The sequence below is a fragment of the Brevundimonas sp. FV1ye4L genome, from assembly GCF_058681255.1.
The window spans coordinates 2,058,725-2,078,615 of sequence record NZ_CM178734.1 but is presented as its reverse complement, the minus strand read 5'-3'; the positions used below and the strand labels follow the sequence as shown (position 1 = coordinate 2,078,615).

Annotated in this window: 22 protein-coding genes and 1 riboswitch; of the genes, 14 read left to right on the top strand and 8 right to left on the bottom strand. The window is 67.3% G+C overall.

Annotation, left to right across the window (positions count from 1 at the left end; translation table 11 throughout):
* Positions 1-15: 15 nt before the first annotated feature.
* Both ACW17X_RS10020 and ACW17X_RS10015 read left to right on the top strand, forming a co-directional pair.
* On the top strand, positions 16-765 hold the full coding sequence (locus ACW17X_RS10020; protein ID WP_492097029.1) for a Bax inhibitor-1/YccA family protein: 750 nt from the start codon (positions 16-18) through the stop codon (positions 763-765).
* Between the two features lie 174 nt (positions 766-939).
* Positions 940-1,503 carry a hypothetical protein gene (locus ACW17X_RS10015; protein ID WP_492097027.1) on the top strand — a complete coding sequence of 188 codons (564 nt, stop codon included), beginning with the start codon at positions 940-942 and terminating at the stop codon, positions 1,501-1,503.
* A gap of 6 nt (positions 1,504-1,509) precedes the next feature.
* Here the strand turns inward: ACW17X_RS10015 and ACW17X_RS10010 are convergent, their stop codons facing one another.
* Together ACW17X_RS10010 and ACW17X_RS10005 are read right to left on the bottom strand one after the other, a co-directional pair.
* Positions 1,510-1,845 carry a DUF2794 domain-containing protein gene (locus tag ACW17X_RS10010; RefSeq protein WP_492097025.1) on the bottom strand — a complete coding sequence of 112 codons (336 nt, stop codon included), beginning with the start codon at positions 1,843-1,845 and terminating at the stop codon, positions 1,510-1,512.
* A 343-nt stretch (positions 1,846-2,188) separates the two neighbouring features.
* The gene (locus ACW17X_RS10005) at positions 2,189-3,544 is read right to left on the bottom strand and encodes a trypsin-like peptidase domain-containing protein (RefSeq protein WP_492097023.1); all 1,356 of its coding nucleotides are present in this window, start codon (positions 3,542-3,544) and stop codon (positions 2,189-2,191) included.
* A 153-nt stretch (positions 3,545-3,697) separates the two neighbouring features.
* On the opposite strand from ACW17X_RS10005, the gene ACW17X_RS10000 reads away from it, so the two are divergent.
* The 4 genes from ACW17X_RS10000 (at position 3,698) to ACW17X_RS09985 (ending at position 6,795) form a co-directional block, all read left to right on the top strand.
* Complete coding sequence (locus ACW17X_RS10000) at positions 3,698-3,997, top strand: DUF6356 family protein (RefSeq protein WP_492097021.1); 300 nt, start codon at positions 3,698-3,700, stop codon at positions 3,995-3,997.
* Between the two features lie 81 nt (positions 3,998-4,078).
* Positions 4,079-5,239, top strand: coding sequence for a dual-specificity RNA methyltransferase RlmN (gene rlmN / locus ACW17X_RS09995; protein WP_492097020.1), 1,161 nt, complete (start codon positions 4,079-4,081; stop codon positions 5,237-5,239).
* Between the two features lie 265 nt (positions 5,240-5,504).
* Positions 5,505-5,945: a DUF350 domain-containing protein gene (locus ACW17X_RS09990; protein WP_492097018.1), complete on the top strand. Its 441-nt coding sequence runs from the start codon at positions 5,505-5,507 to the stop codon at positions 5,943-5,945.
* Between the two features lie 19 nt (positions 5,946-5,964).
* Positions 5,965-6,795, top strand: coding sequence for a S1 family peptidase (locus ACW17X_RS09985; protein WP_492088175.1), 831 nt, complete (start codon positions 5,965-5,967; stop codon positions 6,793-6,795).
* 74 nt (positions 6,796-6,869) lie between these two features.
* Here the strand turns inward: ACW17X_RS09985 and ACW17X_RS09980 are convergent, their stop codons facing one another.
* Both ACW17X_RS09980 and ACW17X_RS09975 read right to left on the bottom strand, forming a co-directional pair.
* A complete protein-coding gene (locus tag ACW17X_RS09980; RefSeq protein ID WP_492097016.1) occupies positions 6,870-7,652 on the bottom strand; it encodes a DUF1365 domain-containing protein in 783 nt (260 codons plus the stop codon).
* Positions 7,649-9,001 carry an NAD(P)/FAD-dependent oxidoreductase gene (locus ACW17X_RS09975; protein ID WP_492097015.1) on the bottom strand — a complete coding sequence of 451 codons (1,353 nt, stop codon included), beginning with the start codon at positions 8,999-9,001 and terminating at the stop codon, positions 7,649-7,651. The genes ACW17X_RS09980 and ACW17X_RS09975 overlap by 4 nt, the downstream gene beginning before the upstream one ends.
* Before the next feature lie 65 nt (positions 9,002-9,066).
* On the opposite strand from ACW17X_RS09975, the gene ACW17X_RS09970 reads away from it, so the two are divergent.
* Positions 9,067-9,705: a sigma-70 family RNA polymerase sigma factor gene (locus ACW17X_RS09970; RefSeq protein ID WP_492097013.1), complete on the top strand. Its 639-nt coding sequence runs from the start codon at positions 9,067-9,069 to the stop codon at positions 9,703-9,705.
* A complete protein-coding gene (gene chrR / locus ACW17X_RS09965) occupies positions 9,702-10,340 on the top strand; it encodes a cadmium/peroxide/UV radiation responsive anti-sigma factor ChrR (RefSeq protein ID WP_492097011.1) in 639 nt (212 codons plus the stop codon). The genes ACW17X_RS09970 and chrR overlap by 4 nt, the downstream gene beginning before the upstream one ends.
* A 77-nt stretch (positions 10,341-10,417) precedes the next feature.
* Here the strand turns inward: chrR and ACW17X_RS09960 are convergent, their stop codons facing one another.
* Positions 10,418-10,789 carry a hypothetical protein gene (locus ACW17X_RS09960; protein WP_492097009.1) on the bottom strand — a complete coding sequence of 124 codons (372 nt, stop codon included), beginning with the start codon at positions 10,787-10,789 and terminating at the stop codon, positions 10,418-10,420.
* A 227-nt stretch (positions 10,790-11,016) separates the two neighbouring features.
* Between ACW17X_RS09960 and ACW17X_RS09955 the strand changes: the two genes are divergently transcribed.
* The 5 genes from ACW17X_RS09955 to ACW17X_RS09935 all read left to right on the top strand — a co-directional run bounded on the left by ACW17X_RS09955 (position 11,017) and on the right by ACW17X_RS09935 (position 15,332).
* Positions 11,017-11,352 (top strand): PepSY domain-containing protein, encoded by a 336-nt coding sequence (locus ACW17X_RS09955; RefSeq protein WP_492088169.1) that lies wholly within the window; start codon positions 11,017-11,019, stop codon positions 11,350-11,352.
* Entirely contained in the window at positions 11,352-12,032 is a 681-nt protein-coding gene (locus ACW17X_RS09950; RefSeq protein WP_166622061.1) for a response regulator transcription factor, read from the top strand. Before ACW17X_RS09955 ends, ACW17X_RS09950 begins: the two co-directional genes overlap by 1 nt.
* Positions 12,029-13,486, top strand: a complete 1,458-nt coding sequence (locus ACW17X_RS09945) for a sensor histidine kinase (RefSeq protein ID WP_492097007.1) — start codon at positions 12,029-12,031, stop codon at positions 13,484-13,486. Before ACW17X_RS09950 ends, ACW17X_RS09945 begins: the two co-directional genes overlap by 4 nt.
* A gap of 57 nt (positions 13,487-13,543) precedes the next feature.
* Positions 13,544-14,455: a DUF1206 domain-containing protein gene (locus ACW17X_RS09940; RefSeq protein WP_492097006.1), complete on the top strand. Its 912-nt coding sequence runs from the start codon at positions 13,544-13,546 to the stop codon at positions 14,453-14,455.
* A gap of 220 nt (positions 14,456-14,675) precedes the next feature.
* Entirely contained in the window at positions 14,676-15,332 is a 657-nt protein-coding gene (locus tag ACW17X_RS09935; protein WP_492097005.1) for a DsbA family oxidoreductase, read from the top strand.
* A 545-nt stretch (positions 15,333-15,877) separates the two neighbouring features.
* Here ACW17X_RS09935 and ACW17X_RS09930 read toward each other — a convergent pair.
* Complete coding sequence (locus ACW17X_RS09930) at positions 15,878-16,054, bottom strand: hypothetical protein (protein WP_492097004.1); 177 nt, start codon at positions 16,052-16,054, stop codon at positions 15,878-15,880.
* Positions 16,051-16,560 (bottom strand): ATPase, encoded by a 510-nt coding sequence (locus tag ACW17X_RS09925; RefSeq protein WP_492097003.1) that lies wholly within the window; start codon positions 16,558-16,560, stop codon positions 16,051-16,053. Before ACW17X_RS09925 ends, ACW17X_RS09930 begins: the two co-directional genes overlap by 4 nt.
* 652 nt (positions 16,561-17,212) lie before the next feature.
* On the opposite strand from ACW17X_RS09925, the gene ACW17X_RS09920 reads away from it, so the two are divergent.
* The gene (locus ACW17X_RS09920; RefSeq protein ID WP_492097002.1) at positions 17,213-17,656 is read left to right on the top strand and encodes a hypothetical protein; all 444 of its coding nucleotides are present in this window, start codon (positions 17,213-17,215) and stop codon (positions 17,654-17,656) included.
* Positions 17,657-17,746: 90 nt separating this feature from the next.
* Here ACW17X_RS09920 and thiC read toward each other — a convergent pair whose 3' ends face one another.
* Positions 17,747-19,660 carry a phosphomethylpyrimidine synthase ThiC gene (gene thiC / locus ACW17X_RS09915; protein ID WP_492097001.1) on the bottom strand — a complete coding sequence of 638 codons (1,914 nt, stop codon included), beginning with the start codon at positions 19,658-19,660 and terminating at the stop codon, positions 17,747-17,749.
* A 69-nt stretch (positions 19,661-19,729) separates the two neighbouring features.
* A riboswitch (TPP riboswitch) is annotated at positions 19,730-19,838 on the bottom strand.
* Positions 19,839-19,891 lie beyond the last annotated feature (53 nt).

Sequence of the window (19,891 nt, the reverse complement as noted above, 5' to 3'; positions counted from 1 at the left end):
AGAAAGTTCGTCGCCATGAGCGATTTCAACAACGGCTACGCCCGCCCCCTGCCCCAGACCGCCGACATGTCGGTGGACGCCGGCCTGCGCGGCTTCATGCTGGGCGTCTATAACAAGCTGGCCCTGGGCCTCGTGGTCGCGGCGGCCCTGGCCTATACGACCGGCAATGTGCCGGCGGTGCAGCAGCTGCTGTTCGCCGTGACGCCGGACGGCCGCGTCGGCCTGACCATGCTGGGCATGATCGTCCAGTTCTCGCCCCTGGTGCTGCTGTTCGGCTCGATGTTCTTCATGAAGAACCCGACAGCCAAGGGCGTGAACCTGCTGTACTGGGCCGTGGTCGCCTCGATCGGCGCCGGCCTGGGCATCCTGTTCCTGCGTTATACGGGCGCCTCGCTGGCCTCGACCTTCCTGGTCACGGCGGCGGCCTTCGGTGGTCTGAGCCTGGTGGGTTACACCACCAAGAAGGACCTGACGGCCATGGGCACCTTCCTGATCTTCGGCGTGATCGGTCTGATCATCGCCTCGATCGTCAACATGTTCATGCAGTCGGGGACCCTGTATTGGATCATCTCTGGCGCGGGCGTGCTGATCTTCGCGGGTCTGATCGCCTATGACACCCAGCGCCTGAAGATGACCTATTACGCCCTGGGCGGCGACCAGAACGCCATGGGCGTGGCCACGGGCTTCGGCGCCCTGAGCCTGTTCATCAACTTCGTGAACCTGTTCCAATTCCTGCTGGCCTTCATGGGCGGCAACCGGAACTAAGATCGGTCGAAGGACGGATGCGGAAAGGGCCCCTCACGGGGCCCTTTTTTTGCGGCATAGTGTTTAGGCCTTGGCTCGACCAAACGGGGGTGAGCGATGTTGAAACGCGGACGGAGCTTGGCAGGGCTTGTCGCAAGCTTGCTCATTACGTCGTCGCTCGGGGGGTGCTTGACCATGGCGGCCTATCAAAGGCTGCACGAGGAGCAGGCGGCAGATCGATTTCGCCAGCCGGGAGCCGCTGAACTCACGTGGTTCCAAACGCAAAGCTTTCCGCTGTCCGGCATGTTGCAGGTGACCGCTCGTCTCACCCGCCCTCTGCCGACCGGCATGGGCTTTGGGCCGAGGGAGACGCTGACGTGTGAAGGCAAAGCGATCCGGCTTATTCCGGACACACCCCGAAATCGATGGCTCATCGCGAACAGGATGTGGTTGCCCCTCAAGGATGAAGGCGTCTGGCGGGACGGATCCCCGACTGAGTGGCGGTGGCCCGAGCCGACGAGTTTGATCCGAGAAGCGACCTGCGGCGCTGGAGGCGCGTTTCGGTTCGAGGGCGTACCGGACGGCGGTTACTTAGTGATGGCCCAGATTTCGCCCCCGGCCTACGCGGTTGACGATTTTGGCGAAGAGTTTGATATCGTTCTGAAACCGGTCGGAGTATCCGGCGGACAATCAAGGACTCCGCTGAACATTCGTTTGAGCGACGACGATTGGCTTTCCCCTGTCGTGCGCCAGAGGTGAACGGATTCACTCGATCACCTGAAACTTCCGCCCGTCGAACACCCGCAGGACCTGGGCCAGGTCGCGGCCGCGCTTCAGGATCTGGCCGCCTTCGCCGATGACGGCCCACTGGCCCTGGCGGGTTTGCAGGGCCGGGCGTTTCTCGATGCGGTAGAGGGGGGCGTCGCCGGAGCGGCGGAAGACGGCGAACTCGGCGAAGTCCTTGTGGCCGACCATGGCGTAGTCGCGCCATTCGCCCTGGGCGACCATTCGGCCGTAAACCCGCAGGATCGGGTCCAGTTCACGCCGGTCGAAGAAGACCGGGCCGGCGGAGGGCGGCGCCTCGTGCGGGTTCATGCTCATGACCTGAACTTAGTCGCCCTTGGGTGCAGCGCCAGAGGGGCGAACAAGCGAAGAAAACGCAAGCGACACCAAATGGCCCTGTTTCGGTCCTTCGCCCGCCTGTTTGGGCGGCGAAATATCGATCATCGGCTCGTCGGAGTTCGGAAGCGTCCGGATCCTGAACAGCCCCCCCAGCCCCCCTGGATGTTTCCACCAAGGGCTCCGGCGGCCGATGCTTCCTCCAAGCGAGCGCCCGCCTTGCCGATCCCCTCCCCCTCCCAGGCAAGGCGGGTGTTTCGCTGTCTGGAGCTAGGTCCGGATCGGATGCGCCATGGTCGGCTCCCGATCCGGACTCGTTCCGCCCTCAGGCCGTAAGCGGGATTTCCAGGTTCACCGTCACCGTATCGCCGTTGCGGCGCGCCTCGACCGCGACCGCGCCGGCCGATCCGCGCAGGGCCTCCGCCGCCGCGCGGGCGTTCGACACCGGGGCGCCTCCGACCAAAGTGATGATGTCGCCGGCGATCAACTCGCCCTGGGCCGCCAGCGAGCCGCCTTCGACAGCGACGACCTGAACCTCGCCGTCGAGGTCCCGCAGGGTGGCGCCGTAAGCCAGCACCCGGTCCGCGCCGATCTGGACCGCGCCCTCGACCGGGGTGGCGACCGTCAGGGCGGTCGTGGCCTCGTGGCCGGCCCGCAGATAGACCACGTTCAGGCTGGACCCCGGCGCGGCGACGCCGACGGTGGCGTTGACCGAGCCGGCGTTGGCCACCGGACGGCCCTGGATGCGGGTGATGACGTCGTCGTCGCGCAGGCCCGCCACTTCGGCCGGCGAGCCGGGCGCCACATCAGCCACCACGGCGCCGCGCACGATACCCAGCCGCATCTGGCGGGCACGCTCGGCGGTCAGGGAGGCGAAGATGGCCCCGGTCTCGCCGCGCTTGACCTCGCCCTGGGTCCGCAGCTGGTCGGCGACATACAGCATGATGCGCGTGGGCACGGCAAAGGCGATGCCGTCATTGCCGCCGCCCATGCCGCCCGACAGGATCGAGGTGTTGATGCCGATCAGCCGGCCCCGGCTGTCCAGCAGCGGCCCGCCCGAATTGCCTGAGTTCACGGCCGCGTCGGTCTGGATATAGTCCTCGACCGCGTCGCCCAGGCCCGAGCGGTTCAGGCCCGAGATGACGCCCATGGTCAGGGTCTGGTCCAGGCCCAGGGGGTAACCGACCGCAAAGGCCAGGTCGCCGGTCCGCAGGGTGTCGGAATCCACCGTCTGCACCTGTTTCAGGTTCAGCGGCCGGCCGTCGGGCACGATCTTCAGCACGGCGATGTCGGTGGCCTTGTCCGCCCCGACCAGGACGGCGTCGAACAGCCGACCGTCGGTCAGGTCGACGGTGAATTTCCGCCCGTTCTCGACCACGTGATTGTTGGTGATCAAGATCCCCTGTGCCGCATCGACGATGACGCCCGAGCCCGAGGCATAGGGTTTGGGATCCTCGGCGTCCGAGCTGGGGCCGCGCGACTGGCCCAGGGTCGTCACCTGGACCACGGCGGGCAGGGAGCCTTCCAGGCCGGGGGCGAAGCTGAACACGCCGCGCCGCGCGTCATAGGGAAGATAGCTCGGACCGGATTGCGCCGGAGACTGCGCAAAGACCGGACCGGCGAAGGCCAGCAAAGCCGCGGCTATAGCCATGGAGGAGGCGGCCTTTGAGCGAAGCGTCATCGAAATTCCCTTGATCGAGACGCGACTCTAGCCCGAGTTCTCGCGCATGACGATGGGCTGGGCGTCGGCTTGTGTCGGTGTTTGCAAAACAGGGCTTGCGTCAGGCCGGCTCCCACGTGACCATCGGCCTCTTCGAACCGCCGGAGCCGCCGCATGAGCCAGACGACGATCGACCGCGCCCGTTCGGGCTCGACGCCGTTCGACCGCCTGTTCCGCGACCATCCGCGCGAGGTCGGCGAGACCTATTTCCAGCATATGACCGCTTCCGCCGCCTTTGGGTTCCGACTGCTGCGCCTGGCCGGCGCCGCCTTCGCCCACGCCGTGGTTCCGGGCGTACACAAGACCACCGTCTCCACCGCTGTGCGCAGCATGGCCCAGGAGATGGGCGGCCGGGCGGAAGAGGCGAAACTGACCCGTATGCGCGACGCCGGCGTCTGGGACGTGGGGCTGTAGCCGCCTCCTGAACCGCCCGGTCATGCAATTGCCGGGGTTTGTGCTATAGAAGCCGGCTAAACCGCATCCAGGATCGCCGCCTTGAGCATCACGCTCGATCTTTCCCGTGTCTCGAACGCGCCTGCCGTTAAGGCCCCCGTCAACCTGTCCGGTCTGACGCGCGCGGGCCTGCGCCAGGCGCTGATCGACGCGAACGTCTGTCCGCCCGAAAAGGCCAAGATGCGCGCGAGCCAAGTCTGGGGCTGGATCCACCACTACGGCGTCACCGAGTTTTCGGCCATGAGCAATGTGGCCAAGGACATGCAGGCCAAGCTGGCCGAGCATTTCACCCTGGCTCGCCCCGAGATCGTCGAGCGCCAGGTGTCCAAGGACGGCACCCGCAAATGGCTGATCCGCACCGCGCCGGGCATAGAGATCGAGACCGTCTATATCCCTGACGTGGGTCGCGCCGGCGCCCTGTGCGTGTCCAGCCAGGTCGGCTGCACCCTGAACTGCACCTTCTGCCACACCGGAACCCAGAAGCTGGTCCGCAACCTGACCGCCGCCGAGATCGTGGCCCAGGTTCAGGTCGCCCGCGACGACCTGGAGGAATGGCCGTCGCCGAAGGAAGACCGACGCCTGTCGAACATCGTCTTCATGGGCATGGGCGAGCCGCTCTACAATCTGGACCATGTCGCCGACGCCATCGACATCATCTCGGACAATGAGGGCATCGCCCTGTCGCGTCGCCGGATCACGGTCTCGACCTCGGGCGTGGTGCCGCAACTCGACGCCCTGGGCACGCGCACGGCCGCCATGCTGGCCATCAGTCTGCACGCCACCAACGACGCCCTGCGCGACGTCCTGGTTCCGCTGAACAAGAAATATCCGCTGGACCAGCTGATGGCGGGCATCCGGGCCTATCCGGGCCTGTCCAATGCGCGTCGGGTGACGTTCGAATATGTCATGCTGAAGGGCGTCAACGACAGCCCCGATGAGGCGCGGGCCTTGCTGAAGCTGATCGAGGGCATACCGGCCAAGATCAACCTGATCCCGTTCAACCCCTGGCCGGGCGTCGAATACGAATGCTCGGACTGGAAGACGATCGAGCGTTTCGCCGCCATCCTGAACAAGGCCGGCTATGCGTCGCCCATCCGCACCCCCCGCGGTCGCGACATCCTGGCCGCCTGCGGCCAGCTGAAGTCCGAGAGCGAGAAGGTGCGGGCGAGCACGCTCAGGAAGGCGGAGCAGGCGGCGGCGTAGTTTTCTCCTTCCCATGAGATGGGGCGGAAGACCGCGCCTACGGGTCTCGCCAGAGGCGAGCCCGAGGACAGGCTGCGCGTGGTGGAGGGCTTTTAAGCCTCGCGGACGCCGGTGATGCGGAAAGACCCCCTCCGTCACGGCGCTGAAGAAGCGCCGCGCCACCTCCCCCAGAGGGGGAGGAGACCCGTGTTCGACACATAATGTCACGCACTGTGTCTCCGCCGCGCTTGCGGATTGGGGCGGCAATCGGGCAAGGCGTGTGGACATGGACCCCTCACTGTCGAACGTCCTGTCTAGCGCCGAGGTGCAGGCTTTCGCCTCGGGCTTTCCGGTCATGGTCATGCACCTGGCCGTCACCCTGCTGCTGCTCGCGGCGGGGGCGATGATCTACGCCATGCTGACGCCTTGGCGGGAAATCGCCCTGATCCGCGAGGGCAATCCGGCCGCCGCCGTCGCCTTCGCCGGGATATTGGTGGGTCTGGCCATTCCGCTGGCGGTGTCCCTGTCGGTCTCGACCTCGGTGCGCGACATCGCCATCTGGGGCGTGGCGACCCTGGTGCTGCAGTTGCTGGCCTTCCGGGTCGTGGACCTGATGCTGCACGGCCTGCCGCAACGGATCAAGGACGGCGAGGTTTCGGCGGCCGTGGTCCTGGTCGGGGCCAAGCTGGCGACCGCCCTGATTCTGTCCGCCGCCCTGACCGGCTGAGCGGCGAACGGATCGCGTCATGCAATTCCCCCGCCTGCCGGACTGGGCCATCTACAGCGCGGTGGCGGGCGTGCTGCTGGCCGTGTCGCTGGGCCGACGCGAGAACGCCGACGCCCCTCCGGCCCCGCCGCCGCCGGACGAGATCGAAGGCGCTCTGCTGGGCCCGATCACCCCGTTCGACACGGCCGTGACCCTGGATGCGCCGGATGCGCCGTTCACACCCCAATCCGGCACCGCCTTCTCCATCGCCGGACGCGGCCGCTGGATCACCGCCCGCCATGTGGTCGAGGGCTGTCGTCGTCCGGCCCTGGTGATCGGCGGCGGCCGGGCCGTGGCCGCCGATGTGCGCCTGGCGCCGCGCGCCGACGTGGCCCTGCTGATCACTGACGGGGGCCCGCCGGCTCTGCCGGTCGCCGCCCAGACGCCGCTGCGCAAGGGGCAGCGCGCCTTCCATCCGGGCTTTCCCCAGGGGCGAGCCGGGGAGGTGACCTCCCGCCTGCTGGGTCGAGAGACCCTGAAGGTGTTCGGGCGCGGCGCCCATGACGAACCGGTCCTGGCCTGGGCCGAGGTCGGACGCACCGACGGGCTGGAGGGAACGCTGTCGGGCCTGTCGGGGGCACCGGTGATGGACGGGCGCGGCCGCGTCCTGGGCGTCACTATCGCCGAGGCGCCGCGTCGGGGGCGGATCTACACGACCGCGCCGGAATCCTTCGCCCCCGCCATTCGCGGTGAACAGCGCGCAGACGAGGTGGCGCTGGGCGAGCCGGTGACCATCGACAACTATGGCCGGGTGGCGGATGCGCTGCGGCGGGACCTGCGGGTGGCGCAGGTGGTGTGTCTGTCGGTCTAGACGTCGGCCTGGCGGCCTTCCAACTTGGTCAGGGCGCGCGCCATGATCTTGGGCGGTGATGGGCAGCGCGGGGCCTAACCTCTGTGACGCAGGTCCTGAACGCCCGGCCCCGGCGCGGGTTTACGGGTCAGGGGCACGCCTTTCAGCCAGAGTTTCAGCGCCTCCCAGTGAATGGCGGCGACGACCTTAAAGGTCAGCAGCGGCATGGCCAGGGCGGCGAGGGCCAGGGCGCGGTCGGTCATCGGCCGGCGGCGTCCGGTCATGGTCGTGGCGATCAGCAAGCCGTCGCCATCCGCCCCGTTGACGGCCAAGGCCAGGGTGTCGCCCGGCGCCTGGCCCCGGAAGTCATAGGTCATGCCCATGTCCATGAAGGGCGAGACATACAGGCCTTTGTCGGCGTGTTGCCGGAACCGGCCGGTCTCGGCGTCGGCCGCCAGCACGGGCAGTACATAGGACCGCCGCTCGCCGAAGGTGCTGGTGACTTCATAGACCATGGCGGCCAGCCGCCCGTCTTTGTGATGGCAATAATAGAGGCTGATCGGATTGAAGACGAAGCCGAACACGCTCGGCATGGTCAGAATCCGGATCGCGCCGTGACCGATGTCCACCCCCACCTCGGCCAGACGCGCCTCGATCTGGGCCCGCAGCGGGCGCTCCGAGCCGTCGCCGTGATTCCGGTCGCGGAAGGACAACAGGTTGAACCGATTGCGCGAAAAAGTTTTCAATCGAGCGTCCAGGGCGTCGATCTCGGCCAGATCCAGCAGCAGCCAGAAGACGCGGTAGTTCAGCCGATGTTGTCGGGGCCTGAGACGCGAATGGAAGACGCCGCCGACGTAGAGGGCCGAGGCCTGGGTCACGCCGCCCGTTCCATCTGGGCCGCCGGCGCCGACAGGTGGATGCGGCCGCTCTCGTTCTCAACTGTCCACGGACGGCGGACGCCGCCCAGCTGTTCAGCGACCGCCAGGCCCGACTGAAGCCCGTCCTCGTGGAAGCCGGCGCCGAAATGGGCGCCGCAGAACCAGACGCCGCCCTGGCCTTGCAGGCTCCATAGTTCCTTCTGCGCCTTGATGGCCGCCGGGTCGAAGATCGGATGTTCATACAGTTCGCTGCGCAGCAGACTTCCTGCGGCGGGCGGGCGCGGCGGGTTCAGGGTGACGAACAGGTCCTGGCCCGGCAGGCCCTGGAGCTTGTTCATCCAGTAGGTGACGCAAAGGCCGTCGTCGGCGCCGATATAGTTCCACGAGGCCCAGGCGCGGCGGCGATGCGGCATCAGACCGGCGTCGGTGTGCAGGATGGTCAGGTTACGGCTGTATTTGAACGCGCCCAACAGTTCGCGCTCGCGCGCTGTCGGTTCGGCCAGCATGGCCAGGGCCTGGTCGGCGTGGGCGCCGATGACGACATGGTCGAACCGTTCTTCGGCGCCGGTCGTGTCCTGAACCACCACGCCGCCTTCGACACGCCGGACCTGATCCACGCCACGCCGCAGCCGGACCCCATCACCTTGCTGACTCGCGCCGATCTGGCGGGCCAATTCCTCGACATAGACCCGGCTGCCGCCGACGACGGTGCGCCACAGCGGCCGTCCGACCAGCTTCAGCAGGCCGTGGTTGCCGCAGAAGCGCAGGAAGGATTCAGCCGGATAATCCATCAGGGTATGAGCCGGCGACGACCAGATGGCGGCGGCCATGGGCAGCAGGTGATCGTCGCGGAAGGCCTCGCTGAAACCCTCGCGCTTCAGGTATTGGCCGAGGGTCAGGTCGCTGTCGCCCAGGGCTGCCATGCCGGCGGGCGCCGAGCGGTAGAAGCGCAGGATCTCCTTCAGCATCGACCAGAAACGCGGGCGGAAAATGTTGCGGCGCTGGGCGAACAGGGCGGGCGCGGCGTATTCGTACCGCCCCTGGTCCAGCGACACGGCGAAGGACATGTCGGTTGCCCGCGTCTCCAGCCCCAAATGGGCGAACAGGGCGATGAGGTTGGGATAGGTCGCGTCGTTGAAGACGATGAAGCCGGTATCCACCGCCGTCTCGCCGGTGGCTGTGCGCACCTCGACGGTGTTGGAATGGCCCCCCAGCCGGTCGTCACGCTCATAGATCGTCACATCGTGGCGTTTGGATAAAAGCCAGGCGCTGGACAGGGCGGCGATCCCCGAGCCCACGACGGCGATCCGCAGCCGCGGACCGGTCTCGGTGGGGGACGACAGGGGCATGGGGACTCCGGCAAAGGACGAAAAGACGTTGAAGATACGCGGTGATCCGACGCTCGGATCACGAAATGATCCAGACTTTCACCGGAACCGTATTAGGGTCCATGTATGGACAGGTCTCAGATTATCAGCGGATTCGGCCGCCCGTGACGCCTACGGATGGCGAATATGACCGGCTGATCGAGGCGGTAGCGCTGAGGCGGGACCGCGAGGCGTTCGCGCGCCTGTTCGAACATTTCGCCCCGCGGCTGAAAGCCTATCTGATGAAGGCCGGAGCGCCCGCAGGCGCGGCCGAGGACTTCGCCCAGGACGCCATGCTGACGGTCTGGCGCAAGGCGGAGCTGTTCGACAGCGCCAAGGCCCGCGCCGCGACCTGGATCTTCACCATCGCCCGCAACCGGCGGCTGGACGTGCTGCGTCAGGACGCGCGCCGGACTCCGATGCCGGAGATCGAACTGTCCCAGGACGAGCCGGAACGGCCCGACCAGATCCTGTCGATGTCCCAGGACGCCGCGCGGCTGAAGACGGCGATGGCGCGGCTCTCGGCCGACCAGATCGAAGTTCTTCGCCTGGCCTTCTTCCAGGACAATCCCCACTCCGAGATCGCGCGGCAGCTGAACCTGCCGCTCGGTACGGTCAAATCCCGCATACGCAAGGCAATGATCAAACTGCGCACCCTGCTTGACGACGACGGAGGCGCGGCATGAGCGCCCGTCACCACCCTTCCGAAGAACGGCTTCTGGCCTATGCCGCCGGGACGCTCAGCCCGCCCGAGGCCGTGGTGGTCGCCGCCCATCTGGCGATGCGGCCCGAGAACGACGCCTGGGTCCGCCAGCTTCAGGCGGTGGGCGGCAGTCTGCTGGATGATCTTGAACCCGCGTCCATGCCAGACGACGCTCTGGCTCGGGTCCTTGCGCGGGCCGAGGCGGACGCCGGACAGGTCCTGGCCTCCACCCCGCTGAACGACATGGCGGGCCTGCCGGAACCCCTGCGCCGCTATGCGCTCGGCCCATGGCGATGGCTGGGTCCAGGCATGCGCGCCCGCGACGTCCATGCGCCGCGCGACGGCGATTGCCGGGTCATCCTGCTGGAGATCGGGCCGGGCCGCGAGACGCCCAAACACACCCACGGCGGCGTTGAACTGACCTGCGTCATCCACGGCGCCTACGCCACCGAGACGGCGAGGTTTGACGTGGGCGATTTCGAGGAGGCGGACGACGAGGTCCTGCACCAGCCGCGCGTGGTGTCGCCCGACCCGTGCCTGTGCGTGGTGGCTCTGGACGGGCAGATCCAACTGAACGGCTGGTTGGGCAAGCTGATCCAGCCCTTCATCAAGCTGTAGGCGGGACCCATTTAAACCTGAGAAAGAGCGCGGTCCTTGCGGGCCGCGCTCTCATGGCTTTTTAGGGGAGGGGCGGCTTAGCCGCGACGGTTGTCCCAATCGTTGCGCTCGTAACGGATCTGGGCCGACAGGCGATCAAAGCGACGGTCCAGATCGGCGCGTTCCCAGGCGGTCAGGCCGCCGCGACGGTAGTTGGCCTCCAAGCGCAGCAGGCCGTTGAACTCGCCGCGCAGGCGGCTCGCTTCTCGACGGCTGAGCTGACCGGTGCGAACCCCCCGGTCGATACGGCGGTCAAGGTTGTCCTGACGCGCATTGATCGACTGCCAGTGGCCATAGCCGGCCTGATAGACCGGCGGGCGGCCATGATGGCCATAGGACTGGGCCGCGGCGGGCAGGGCGGCCGAGGCGGCGGCGGCCAGGACGACGGCGGGGATGATGAACTTCCGCATGATGTTTCTCCTCGGTTTGGGGCCGGTCGGGCTGACCAGCGATGAGGAGATATGACGATGAGGGGGCTGAGCCCGATCTGAACAGGGGCGCTCAGGTTCGGTTCATCTAGATGAGAAATGCGTCAGGTGCGGAGCGATCCGGCGTTCGCGCAATGGCGTTTCGGTCCGCCCTATTCTATACGGATCATTCAGGGCCTGTTCAGGAGAACGGCGCCAGATTGACGCCCATGTTCAGCAAGTCAGCCAGTTTGATCGTCGCCGTCGCGACCCTGGCCCTCGCTCCGGTCCTGACTCCGGCGGCGAGCGCACAGTCGCGCGACGAACGCCAGCAGACCCAATCGCAGCCTCAACCGCGCCAGCCGCGCGTGAGCCCCGACGAGGCGCGTCGCCGTGGCGGCGAGGCCGTCGGGGGGCGCCCCATCGACACCCGCCCGCGCGGCGACGGCAACTACTCCGTCCTGGTGGAACGTGACGGTCGCGTCCGCGAGGTCGTGGTCGATGGCCAGACCGGCCGCACGCGCGACGGCGGCTCCAACAACAACCAGCGTCCCAGGCCAGACTGATGCGTGTCCTTCTCGTCGAAGACGACGTCGATCTGTCGCGCCAGCTGAAGGCCGCCCTGTCCGACGCCGGCTATGCCGTGGACCACGCCCCCGACGGCGAGGAAGCCCATTATCTGGGCGAGAACGAGCCCTATGACGTGGTCGTCCTGGACCTGGGCCTGCCCAAGATCGACGGGGTGTCGGTGCTGGAGCGCTGGCGGCGCGAGGGCAAGACCACGCCGGTGCTGATCCTGACGGCGCGCGGCGCCTGGTCAGACAAGGTGGCGGGCTTCGACGCCGGCGCCGACGACTATCTGACCAAGCCCTTCCACACCGAGGAACTGCTGGCGCGTCTGCGCGCCCTGCTGCGCCGCTCGGCCGGCATCGCCTCCGCGACCCTGGCGTGCGGCGGCCTGAGGCTGGACCCGCGCGCGGCGCGCGCCAGCGTCAATGGTGAGCCGCTGCGGCTGACCTCGCTGGAGTATCGGCTGCTTCATTACATGATGATGCACCAGGGCCGGGTCATCAGCCGCACCGAGCTGGTCGAGCACTTGTATGACCAGGACTTCGACCGGGATTCCAACACCATCGAGGTCTTCATCGGCCGGCTGCGCAAGAAGGTCGGGCCGGACCGGATCGAGACCGTGCGCGGCCTGGGCTATCGGCTGACGCCCCTGGTCGGCGAGTCCGAGGCGGCGTGAGCGAGGCGGCGACGCCCGAGCTCCCCTCTGGCGATCGACGCGCCGACTGGGGCCGCTATCTGGGCCGTCCAGGCCGATCCCTGACGCGACGGCTGATCTGGCTGGCCTCGGCCTGGATCCTGGTGGCCCTGGTGATCGCGGCCATCGTCCTGACCCAGGCTTTCCAGGAATCGGCGCTGCGCCGTTTGGGCGACATGCTGGACGAGACCATCGACGAGATCGTGGTGGCGGCCAGCCGCACGGGCGAGGGCGAGGTCGTGCCCCAGATCCAGGACGCCCGCACCCTGCGACTGCTGTCGGGCAAATACTGGCAGATCTTGGAGGTCCAGCCGGACGGGCGGATGGTCAGCATCGCCCGCTCGACCTCGCTGTGGACCTATGATCTGGCCTTGCCGGACGACCTGCCGTCCCGGCTGGACAGCGCGTTCGGCGAGGTGATCACCTACAACACCCGAGGCCCGAAGAACGACCCGACCACGCGCGAGCCGCTGCGGGTCGCCGCCAGCATGAAATCCATTCCCCGGCGCGAGAACCCGGTGATCTTCCTGGCCGCCATCGACCGGTCCGAGGTGGACGCCGACACACGCCAGTTCGCCACCATCACCTGGGTGGCCCTGCTGATCCTGGGCCTGGGCCTGGTGTCGGCGGTCTTCATCCAGGTCCAGGTCGGCTTGCGGCCTCTCTATGATCTGCGCAACGAGATCGCGGCCGTGCGCCACGGCAAGGCGGCGCGGATCGGACGGTCCTATCCGCTGGAGATCCAGCCCCTGGCCGAACAGGTGAACCGCCTGCTGGACCATAACCAGGAGGTGGTGGAGCGCCAGCGCACCCATGTCGGCAACCTGGCCCATGCGCTGAAGACCCCGATCTCGGTCATGCTGGCCGAGGCCGGGACCGCCGAGGGCGCCCTGCCCGAACTGGTCCGGCGTCAGACCAAGGTCATGCAGGGCCAGGTCGACCACCATCTGCGCCGCGCCCGCGCCGCCGCCCGCGCCGCCCACGGCCTGGGCGAGACCACCCCCGTGCCCGAGGTGCTGGACGAGCTGGCGGTGATGATCGAACAGGTGTTCCGCGACAAGGGCGCCGAGATCGACTGGCGCGCGCCTGACGACCTGGCCTTCCTGGGCGAACGCCAGGACCTGCAGGAGATCCTGGGCAATCTGATCGAGAACGCGGCCAAGTTCAGCAAACGTCGCGTCCGCGTCTCGGCCGGCCAGAACGGCCTGGGCCAGATGGTGGTGGTGGTCGAGGACGACGGCGCCGGCCTGCCCGCAGACCAGCGCGAGACGGTGATGAAGCGCGGCGCCCGGCTGGACGAGAGCGCGCCCGGCTCGGGCCTGGGCCTGTCGATCGTCGAGGACCTGACGCGGGCCTATGGCGGGCGGCTGACCCTGGGCGACAGCGACATGGGCGGGCTGAAGGTGGTGCTGGAGCTGCCGGCGGCGCAAGCTTGAACGCGGGAGCCATCGGCGGGCAGGGGCGTTGAACCGCTCCGCCGCGCTGGAGCCCTTATGTTCGCCGCCCGTCTTCGTCATGCCGCCGCCGCCCTGGGCGAGACCGTCCGCAGCCGCGTCCCCGCCACGCGCCACATCCCCAAGCTGACGACCCTGATCGAGGGCGCGGCGCGGGTCGGTTATGGGGCGCGGGGATTCGTCTATCTGTCGGCGGGGGCGCTGACTCTGCTGGCGGCGACCGACCAGATCGGCGACGCGGTGGGCACGGGCGGGGCGGCGGGCTGGCTGGCGGAACAGCCGTTCGGGCGGGTGTGGCTGGTGCTGCTGGGCCTGGGCCTGTGGGCCTTCGTCGGCTGGCGGATCCTTCAGGCCGTGTTCGACGCGGATCACGCCGGGACCGACGCCAAGGGCTGGGCCACGCGCGCTGGCCAGGCGGTCAGCGGCCTGTTCTACGGTCTGCTGGCGGCGGGGGTGTTCGAGTATCTGGACGAGGTCGGCGACGCGACCTCGCGGGCGGCGGACCAGGCCGAGAACATCGCCGAGAACCAGGAGAAGGCGGCCATGATCCTGGACCTGCCGTTCGGCGGCCTGCTGCTGATCGGGGTCGGGCTGGCGGTGCTGGCGGTGGGGGTCGGCAATATCGTGCGGGCCTTCTGCGACGACTTCGACGACGCCCTGGCCTGTCCCGAGGCGGTGCGTCGGCCGGCCTCGGTGACGGCGCGGATCGGCTATGGGGCGCGGGGGTTCGCCTATCTGCCCCTGGGGGTCTTCGTGGTCCTGGCGGGGCTGCACACCCGGTCGGGCGAGGTGACCAGCACGGCCGCCGCCCTGGAGACCCTGGAGGCCCAGCCGGGCGGCGCCTGGGTCCTGGGCCTGACGGCGACGGGCCTGATGGCCTTCGGCGCCTTCGCCTTCGTGGAGGCGCGCTGGCGCCGGATCCGGCCGCCGCGGGATCTGACGCTGGGCTGAGGCTCCCTGTCTCCTCCCTGCGCAGCGGGGAGGTGGCGCGGCGCCCTTCGCGCCGTGACGGAGGGGTTCTTTACCGCATCCCCGGTGCCTGTGCGGCGGCAAGAGCCCCTCCACCCCTTCGGGGTCCCCCTCCCCATTTCATGGGGAGGAGACGGTCTGGCGTTCGGGGCGGCCTTTCCCATATGCTCCGCAACACATCCTGTTTCAGAAGGCAGTTCCCATGACCAAGACCCTGAAGATCGACTTCGTCTCCGACGTGGTCTGCCCCTGGTGCGTGGTCGGCCTGGGCGGGCTGGAGACGGCGCTGGCCCGGCTGGAGGGCGAGGGGATCGGCGCCGACATCGCCTTTCAGCCCTTCGAGCTGAACCCCCAGATCGCGCCCGAGGGCGAGAACATCGTCGAGCATATCGGCCGCAAATACGGCGCCACCCCGGAACAGTCGGCCGCCAACCGCGCCATGATCCGCGAACGCGCCGCCGAGAGCGGCTTCGACATGCGCATGACCGACGACAGCCGCATCTGGAACACCTTCGACGCCCACCGCCTGCTGCACTGGGCGCACGAGACCGCGCCCGACAAGCAGAAGGCGCTGAAACAGGCCCTGTTCACGGCCCACTTCACCGAGAACCGCAACCTGACCGACGCCGGCGTCCTGACCAGCGCCGCCGAGGCCGCCGGGCTGGACCGGGCCGAGGCGGGCGAGGTCCTGGCCTCGGGCCGCTATGCGCAGGACGTGCGCGGGGCCGAGGACCTGTGGCGCTCGCGGGGGATCACCTCGGTCCCCGCCGTGGTGGTCGAGGGCAAATATCTGATCAGCGGCGGCCAGCCGGCCCAGGTGTTCGAAGAGGCCCTGAGGAAGATCGCGGCCGAGGTCTGACGGCCGGCGAAATAGACTCATTCGACTCGAAAAAAAATGAGTCTATTTTCGTCTATTCTCGCGCGCGGCGACGGGCGCAGGGGATGGCGATGTCAAAGACCCGGCGGGCAGTATAGGCCCGTTTCAGGCCGTGATGAGATGATCGTCCGGCGCGGGGGTCAGGGGTTTGAAAACCGGGGGCTTTCGTCGCGGAATTGCGCGCGCCGGGCCCCCTCCACCCCCGCGCAAGAGGCGCGGCGGTCCCCCTCCCCCAAGGGGGGAGGATTTCGGTCGCCCTAGAGATCCTTCCCCCTTGGGGAGGTGGATCGTCGCGCAGCGACGAGACGGAGGGGGTCAGCCCCTCGATCCGGCCGATCCTTCGCCAAAACCCAACCCTGTCACCCCAGCCCGCACCACACCTCCGTCACCCTCGGGCTTGTCCCGAGGGCCCACCGTTCCGCGCGTGAGGTGTGGGGGCTTGCGACGGCGGGTCGAAGCGGCGAAGCCCGAATGCGCATCCGCCGTGGGCCCTCGGGACAAGCCCGAGGGTGACGGGTTTTTTGGGGTCAGGCCCGCTTTTTCCGGGGTGCAGCCGGAGCATCGGCGGCGGTGACCAGATGCCCCTTCCAGCCGGGCGGCGGCAGGAACTTGCCGGATTTCTCTTCGCGCGTGCCTTCGCGCGCGATCCGGGCGGCGTCCCGCAGGGCCTTCAGGGTGGTTTCGCGGTCGAAGATGCTGCTCATTTCGGTCCCCAATCTAACAGATCGGGCTCGCCGTCGCTAACCCCATAGACCTCCCATTGGTCCACCAGGGGCTTATAGACCGTCTCCAGATAGTCGAGGCTGAGCTGAAAGCGGCGGCGCAGCGTGTCTTCGGGAATGCCGTGCCCGCCCTGGGCGACCCGCCGCGCCACCCGCATGACCGAGAAGTCGGCCGAGGGCGGGCGCAGATAGACCAGTTCGACCCGGTATCCCGTCGCCCGCCAGCGACGGATGCGGCCGGCGTGAGATCGGGTCGCCAAGGTGGTCTCCAGAACCACATCGGCCCGTTCCGCAAACAGGGCCTCCAGCCGCTCCAGCACCAATCGTCCGGCCGCCAGATCGCGCGAAGCGCCGTCCCCCTCCAGATCGCGCGCCACCTCGTCCGGATTCACGAACCGAAACGCCTCCGCCCGCTGACGCAGGAAGCGGTTGATGAAGGTGGTCTTGCCGGCGCCATTGGGTCCGGCGAGGAGGACGAGGGTGGGCATAGGGACAAGCTACGCCGTTCGGAGGCGGGCGGCGAGGGCTTGCTGCGCTGGGGTGGTCAGAGCGCGCGGCCTCCCCTTCCTTTCGTCATCCTCCGGGCCGCGCAGCGGAACCGGGGGACCCAGCGGCGCCGAAGGCGAAATCCGTCCGCCGCACTGATCTCGAACGCCGAGTCCGCGACAGGGTCCTGCTCGCGCAGGCCGCTGGGTCCCCCGGTCTGCGCCGCGAAGACGCGGCTTGCCGGAGGATGACGAAATAGGAGGTCGGGTCGGAATGCTTCCGAATTGTACGGTCTCCTCTATCGGCAGAGTTCCGCTTTTCGTCTTAGGGGAATGAAATCTCATACCGCAGAGCAGGCGCGTATCAGTTTTGCTACCAGCATTTGGAATGTGCCGGCCCGTCGCGACGATCATGGCTGGTGAGCCGATGAGGAGATTGAAGATTTGTCCGCCCATAAAATTGAGCTAATTTTGAAGGGATACCCATCCGTCGAAGACGCGGTTGAAATAGTCGATCACTTGGTTGATATGTTTTTTTGAACTGGGAGTTTCGCTTGATATCTGGGATGAAGCTGTGACCTTTCTTAAGGTCCAGGTTCCATCTGCAATGTCAGCTCGAGAATTAGAATATCATTACAATAGACGAGCCTATTGTATGCGACGGGCGCACATTGCAGCAAAAGCAGCGATCCTCGCGACTGATCAAATCAGCCAAGCGTTGAATCGGTTGAGCAAGACGGACGCTCGAATCGGCGCGTCATTCCAGCAGATGAGTGTGCGGTATCCCGATCTGACGGATCAGCGGGACGCTGTAGCTCATTCCCTTGAACGCCGTCGACGGCGATTGAGTGGCGGTGGAAGGGGGAGGGCAAGTCTTCCAACTCGATCCGCGGGAACGCTTCTGTCAGATCTCATTGCATGGCAAGGCTACGTCGATGATGACACGTTTGTGGTCGCCGTTGGCGCCAACCAGCAAATGCGGCCTAGCGCCTTCGACATGACCGACGCGACTTGGAAAAGCGTCGGAGAGATCATTCAGCACGCTTTTGATGCTGTCGCAGTCGAGGGTTTTAAACCGCGCTGCTGGAGCTTCGAGTGAAAGGTTGGGGCTGCGGCTTCATCCTCATGCTCTCATTTTCTGCCGAGTCGGGCCCCGTTAATTTTCCACCGTACCCTGCTGGGGAAGGGATCAGAGGACCTTCACCTCCACCACCCCGCCCCCGGCGCGGAACTTCGCGCTCATCTCCGCCATCCCGGCCTCCGCATCCACCAGACTCGCCCCCGCATCATTCTGCGCCATCGCATCCCGGCGGATGTCCTGGCTGATCTTCATGCTGCAGAATTTCGGGCCGCACATGGAGCAGAAGTGGGCGGTCTTGTGGGCTTCCTTGGGCAGGGTGGCGTCGTGGTATTTGCGGGCGGTTTCGGGGTCGAGGCCGAGGTTGAACTGGTCCTCCCAGCGGAACTCGAACCGGGCGCGGCTCAGGGCGTCGTCATGGAGCCGGGCGGCGGGGTGGCCCTTGGCCAGGTCGGCGGCGTGGGCGGCGATCTTGTAGGTGATGACGCCGTCCTTGACGTCCTGACGGTCGGGCAGGCCCAGATGCTCCTTGGGCGTGACGTAGCAGAGCATGGCCGTGCCAAACCAGCCGATCATGGCCGCTCCGATGGCGCTGGTGATGTGGTCATAGCCGGGGGCAATGTCGGTGGTCAGCGGGCCAAGCGTATAGAAGGGCGCCTCGTGGCAGTGCTTCAGCTGCTCATCCATGTTCGCCTTGATCTTGTGCATCGGCACATGGCCGGGGCCCTCGATCATGACCTGGCAGCCCTTGGCCCAGGCGATCTTGGTCAGTTCGCCCAGGGTGCGTAGCTCAGCAAACTGGGCCTCATCATTGGCGTCGGCGATCGAGCCGGGGCGCAGACCGTCGCCCAGGCTGAAGCTGACGTCATAGGCCCGCATGATGTCGCAGATGTCCTCGAAATGCTCGTAGAGGAAGCTCTCCTTGTGGTGGGCCAGGCACCACTTGGCCATGATGGAGCCGCCGCGCGAGACGATGCCGGTGACGCGTTTCGCCGTCATCGGCACGAAGGGCAGGCGCACCCCGGCGTGGATGGTGAAATAGTCGACGCCCTGCTCCGCCTGTTCGATCAGGGTGTCGCGGAACACCTCCCACGTCAGGTCCTCGGCTATGCCGTTCACCTTCTCCAGCGCCTGATAGATGGGCACGGTGCCGATGGGGACGGATGAGTTGCGGATGATCCAGTCGCGGATGTTGTGGATGTTGCGGCCCGTCGACAGGTCCATGACATTGTCCGCGCCCCAGCGGGTGGCCCAGACCAGTTTGTCGACCTCGTCGTCCACCGACGACAGGACCGCGCTGTTGCCGATGTTGGCGTTGATCTTCACCAGGAAGTTGCGGCCGATGATCATCGGCTCGACCTCGGGGTGGTTGATGTTGTGCGGGATGATGGCGCGGCCGCGCGCGATCTCCTGGCGGACGAACTCGGGCGTCACGAAGTCGGGGATGGAGGCGCCGAAGTCCTCGCCGTCGCGGATGCAGGGGGCGTTCTGTTCGCGGCGCAGGTTCTCGCGGATGGCGACATATTCCATCTCGGGCGTGATGATCCCGGCCTGGGCGTATTCATACTGGGTGACCGGGCGGCCCTCGACGCCCTTGAAGACGCGGTGGTGCGAGGTGTCGAACCGGGGGGCCAGGTTCTTGCCGCTGGCGTGGCCGTTGTCCTCGGGCTTGACCTCGCGCGGGTTGGCGACGGGGGCGATGTCGCCGCGATCCAGTTGCCACGACGACTTCACGGGCGGCAGGCCGCGCTTGATGTCGATGGTCACGGTCGGGTCGGTGTAGGGGCCGGAGCTGTCATAGATTGTCACCGGCGGCTCGTTGGCGGACGGGTGGACGGCGACCTCGCGGAAGGGGACGCGGATGTCGGGGTACAGCTCGCCGGCGACATAGACCTTGCGCGACCCGGCGCGTTCGCCGGTGGGGATGGCGCCGGTCTCCTTCATCACCTGCTCGCGGGCGTCCTTGAGGGCGAGCTCGACGTTCGGCTCTTCGGGCAGGGCGGGCGGGGTGACTTGGATGTTCATGACGGCCTCAAACGGTTTGAGGTCCGCCGACGTCGGGCGTGCCGGTCCTTGAGCGCGAACAGGGCGCGTGGACCAAAAGCGTACTCATCCCTTCGCCGGCATGACCCGGATCAGGTTCGACGGGTCAGGCGGCTACGCCAATCTCAGCCGCTCGATCGCGACCCCCCGGAGAACAGCCTCAGGGTGACGCCGGGGGAGGATGACGTCAAGCCGGAGCCAGCTTGACTAGAA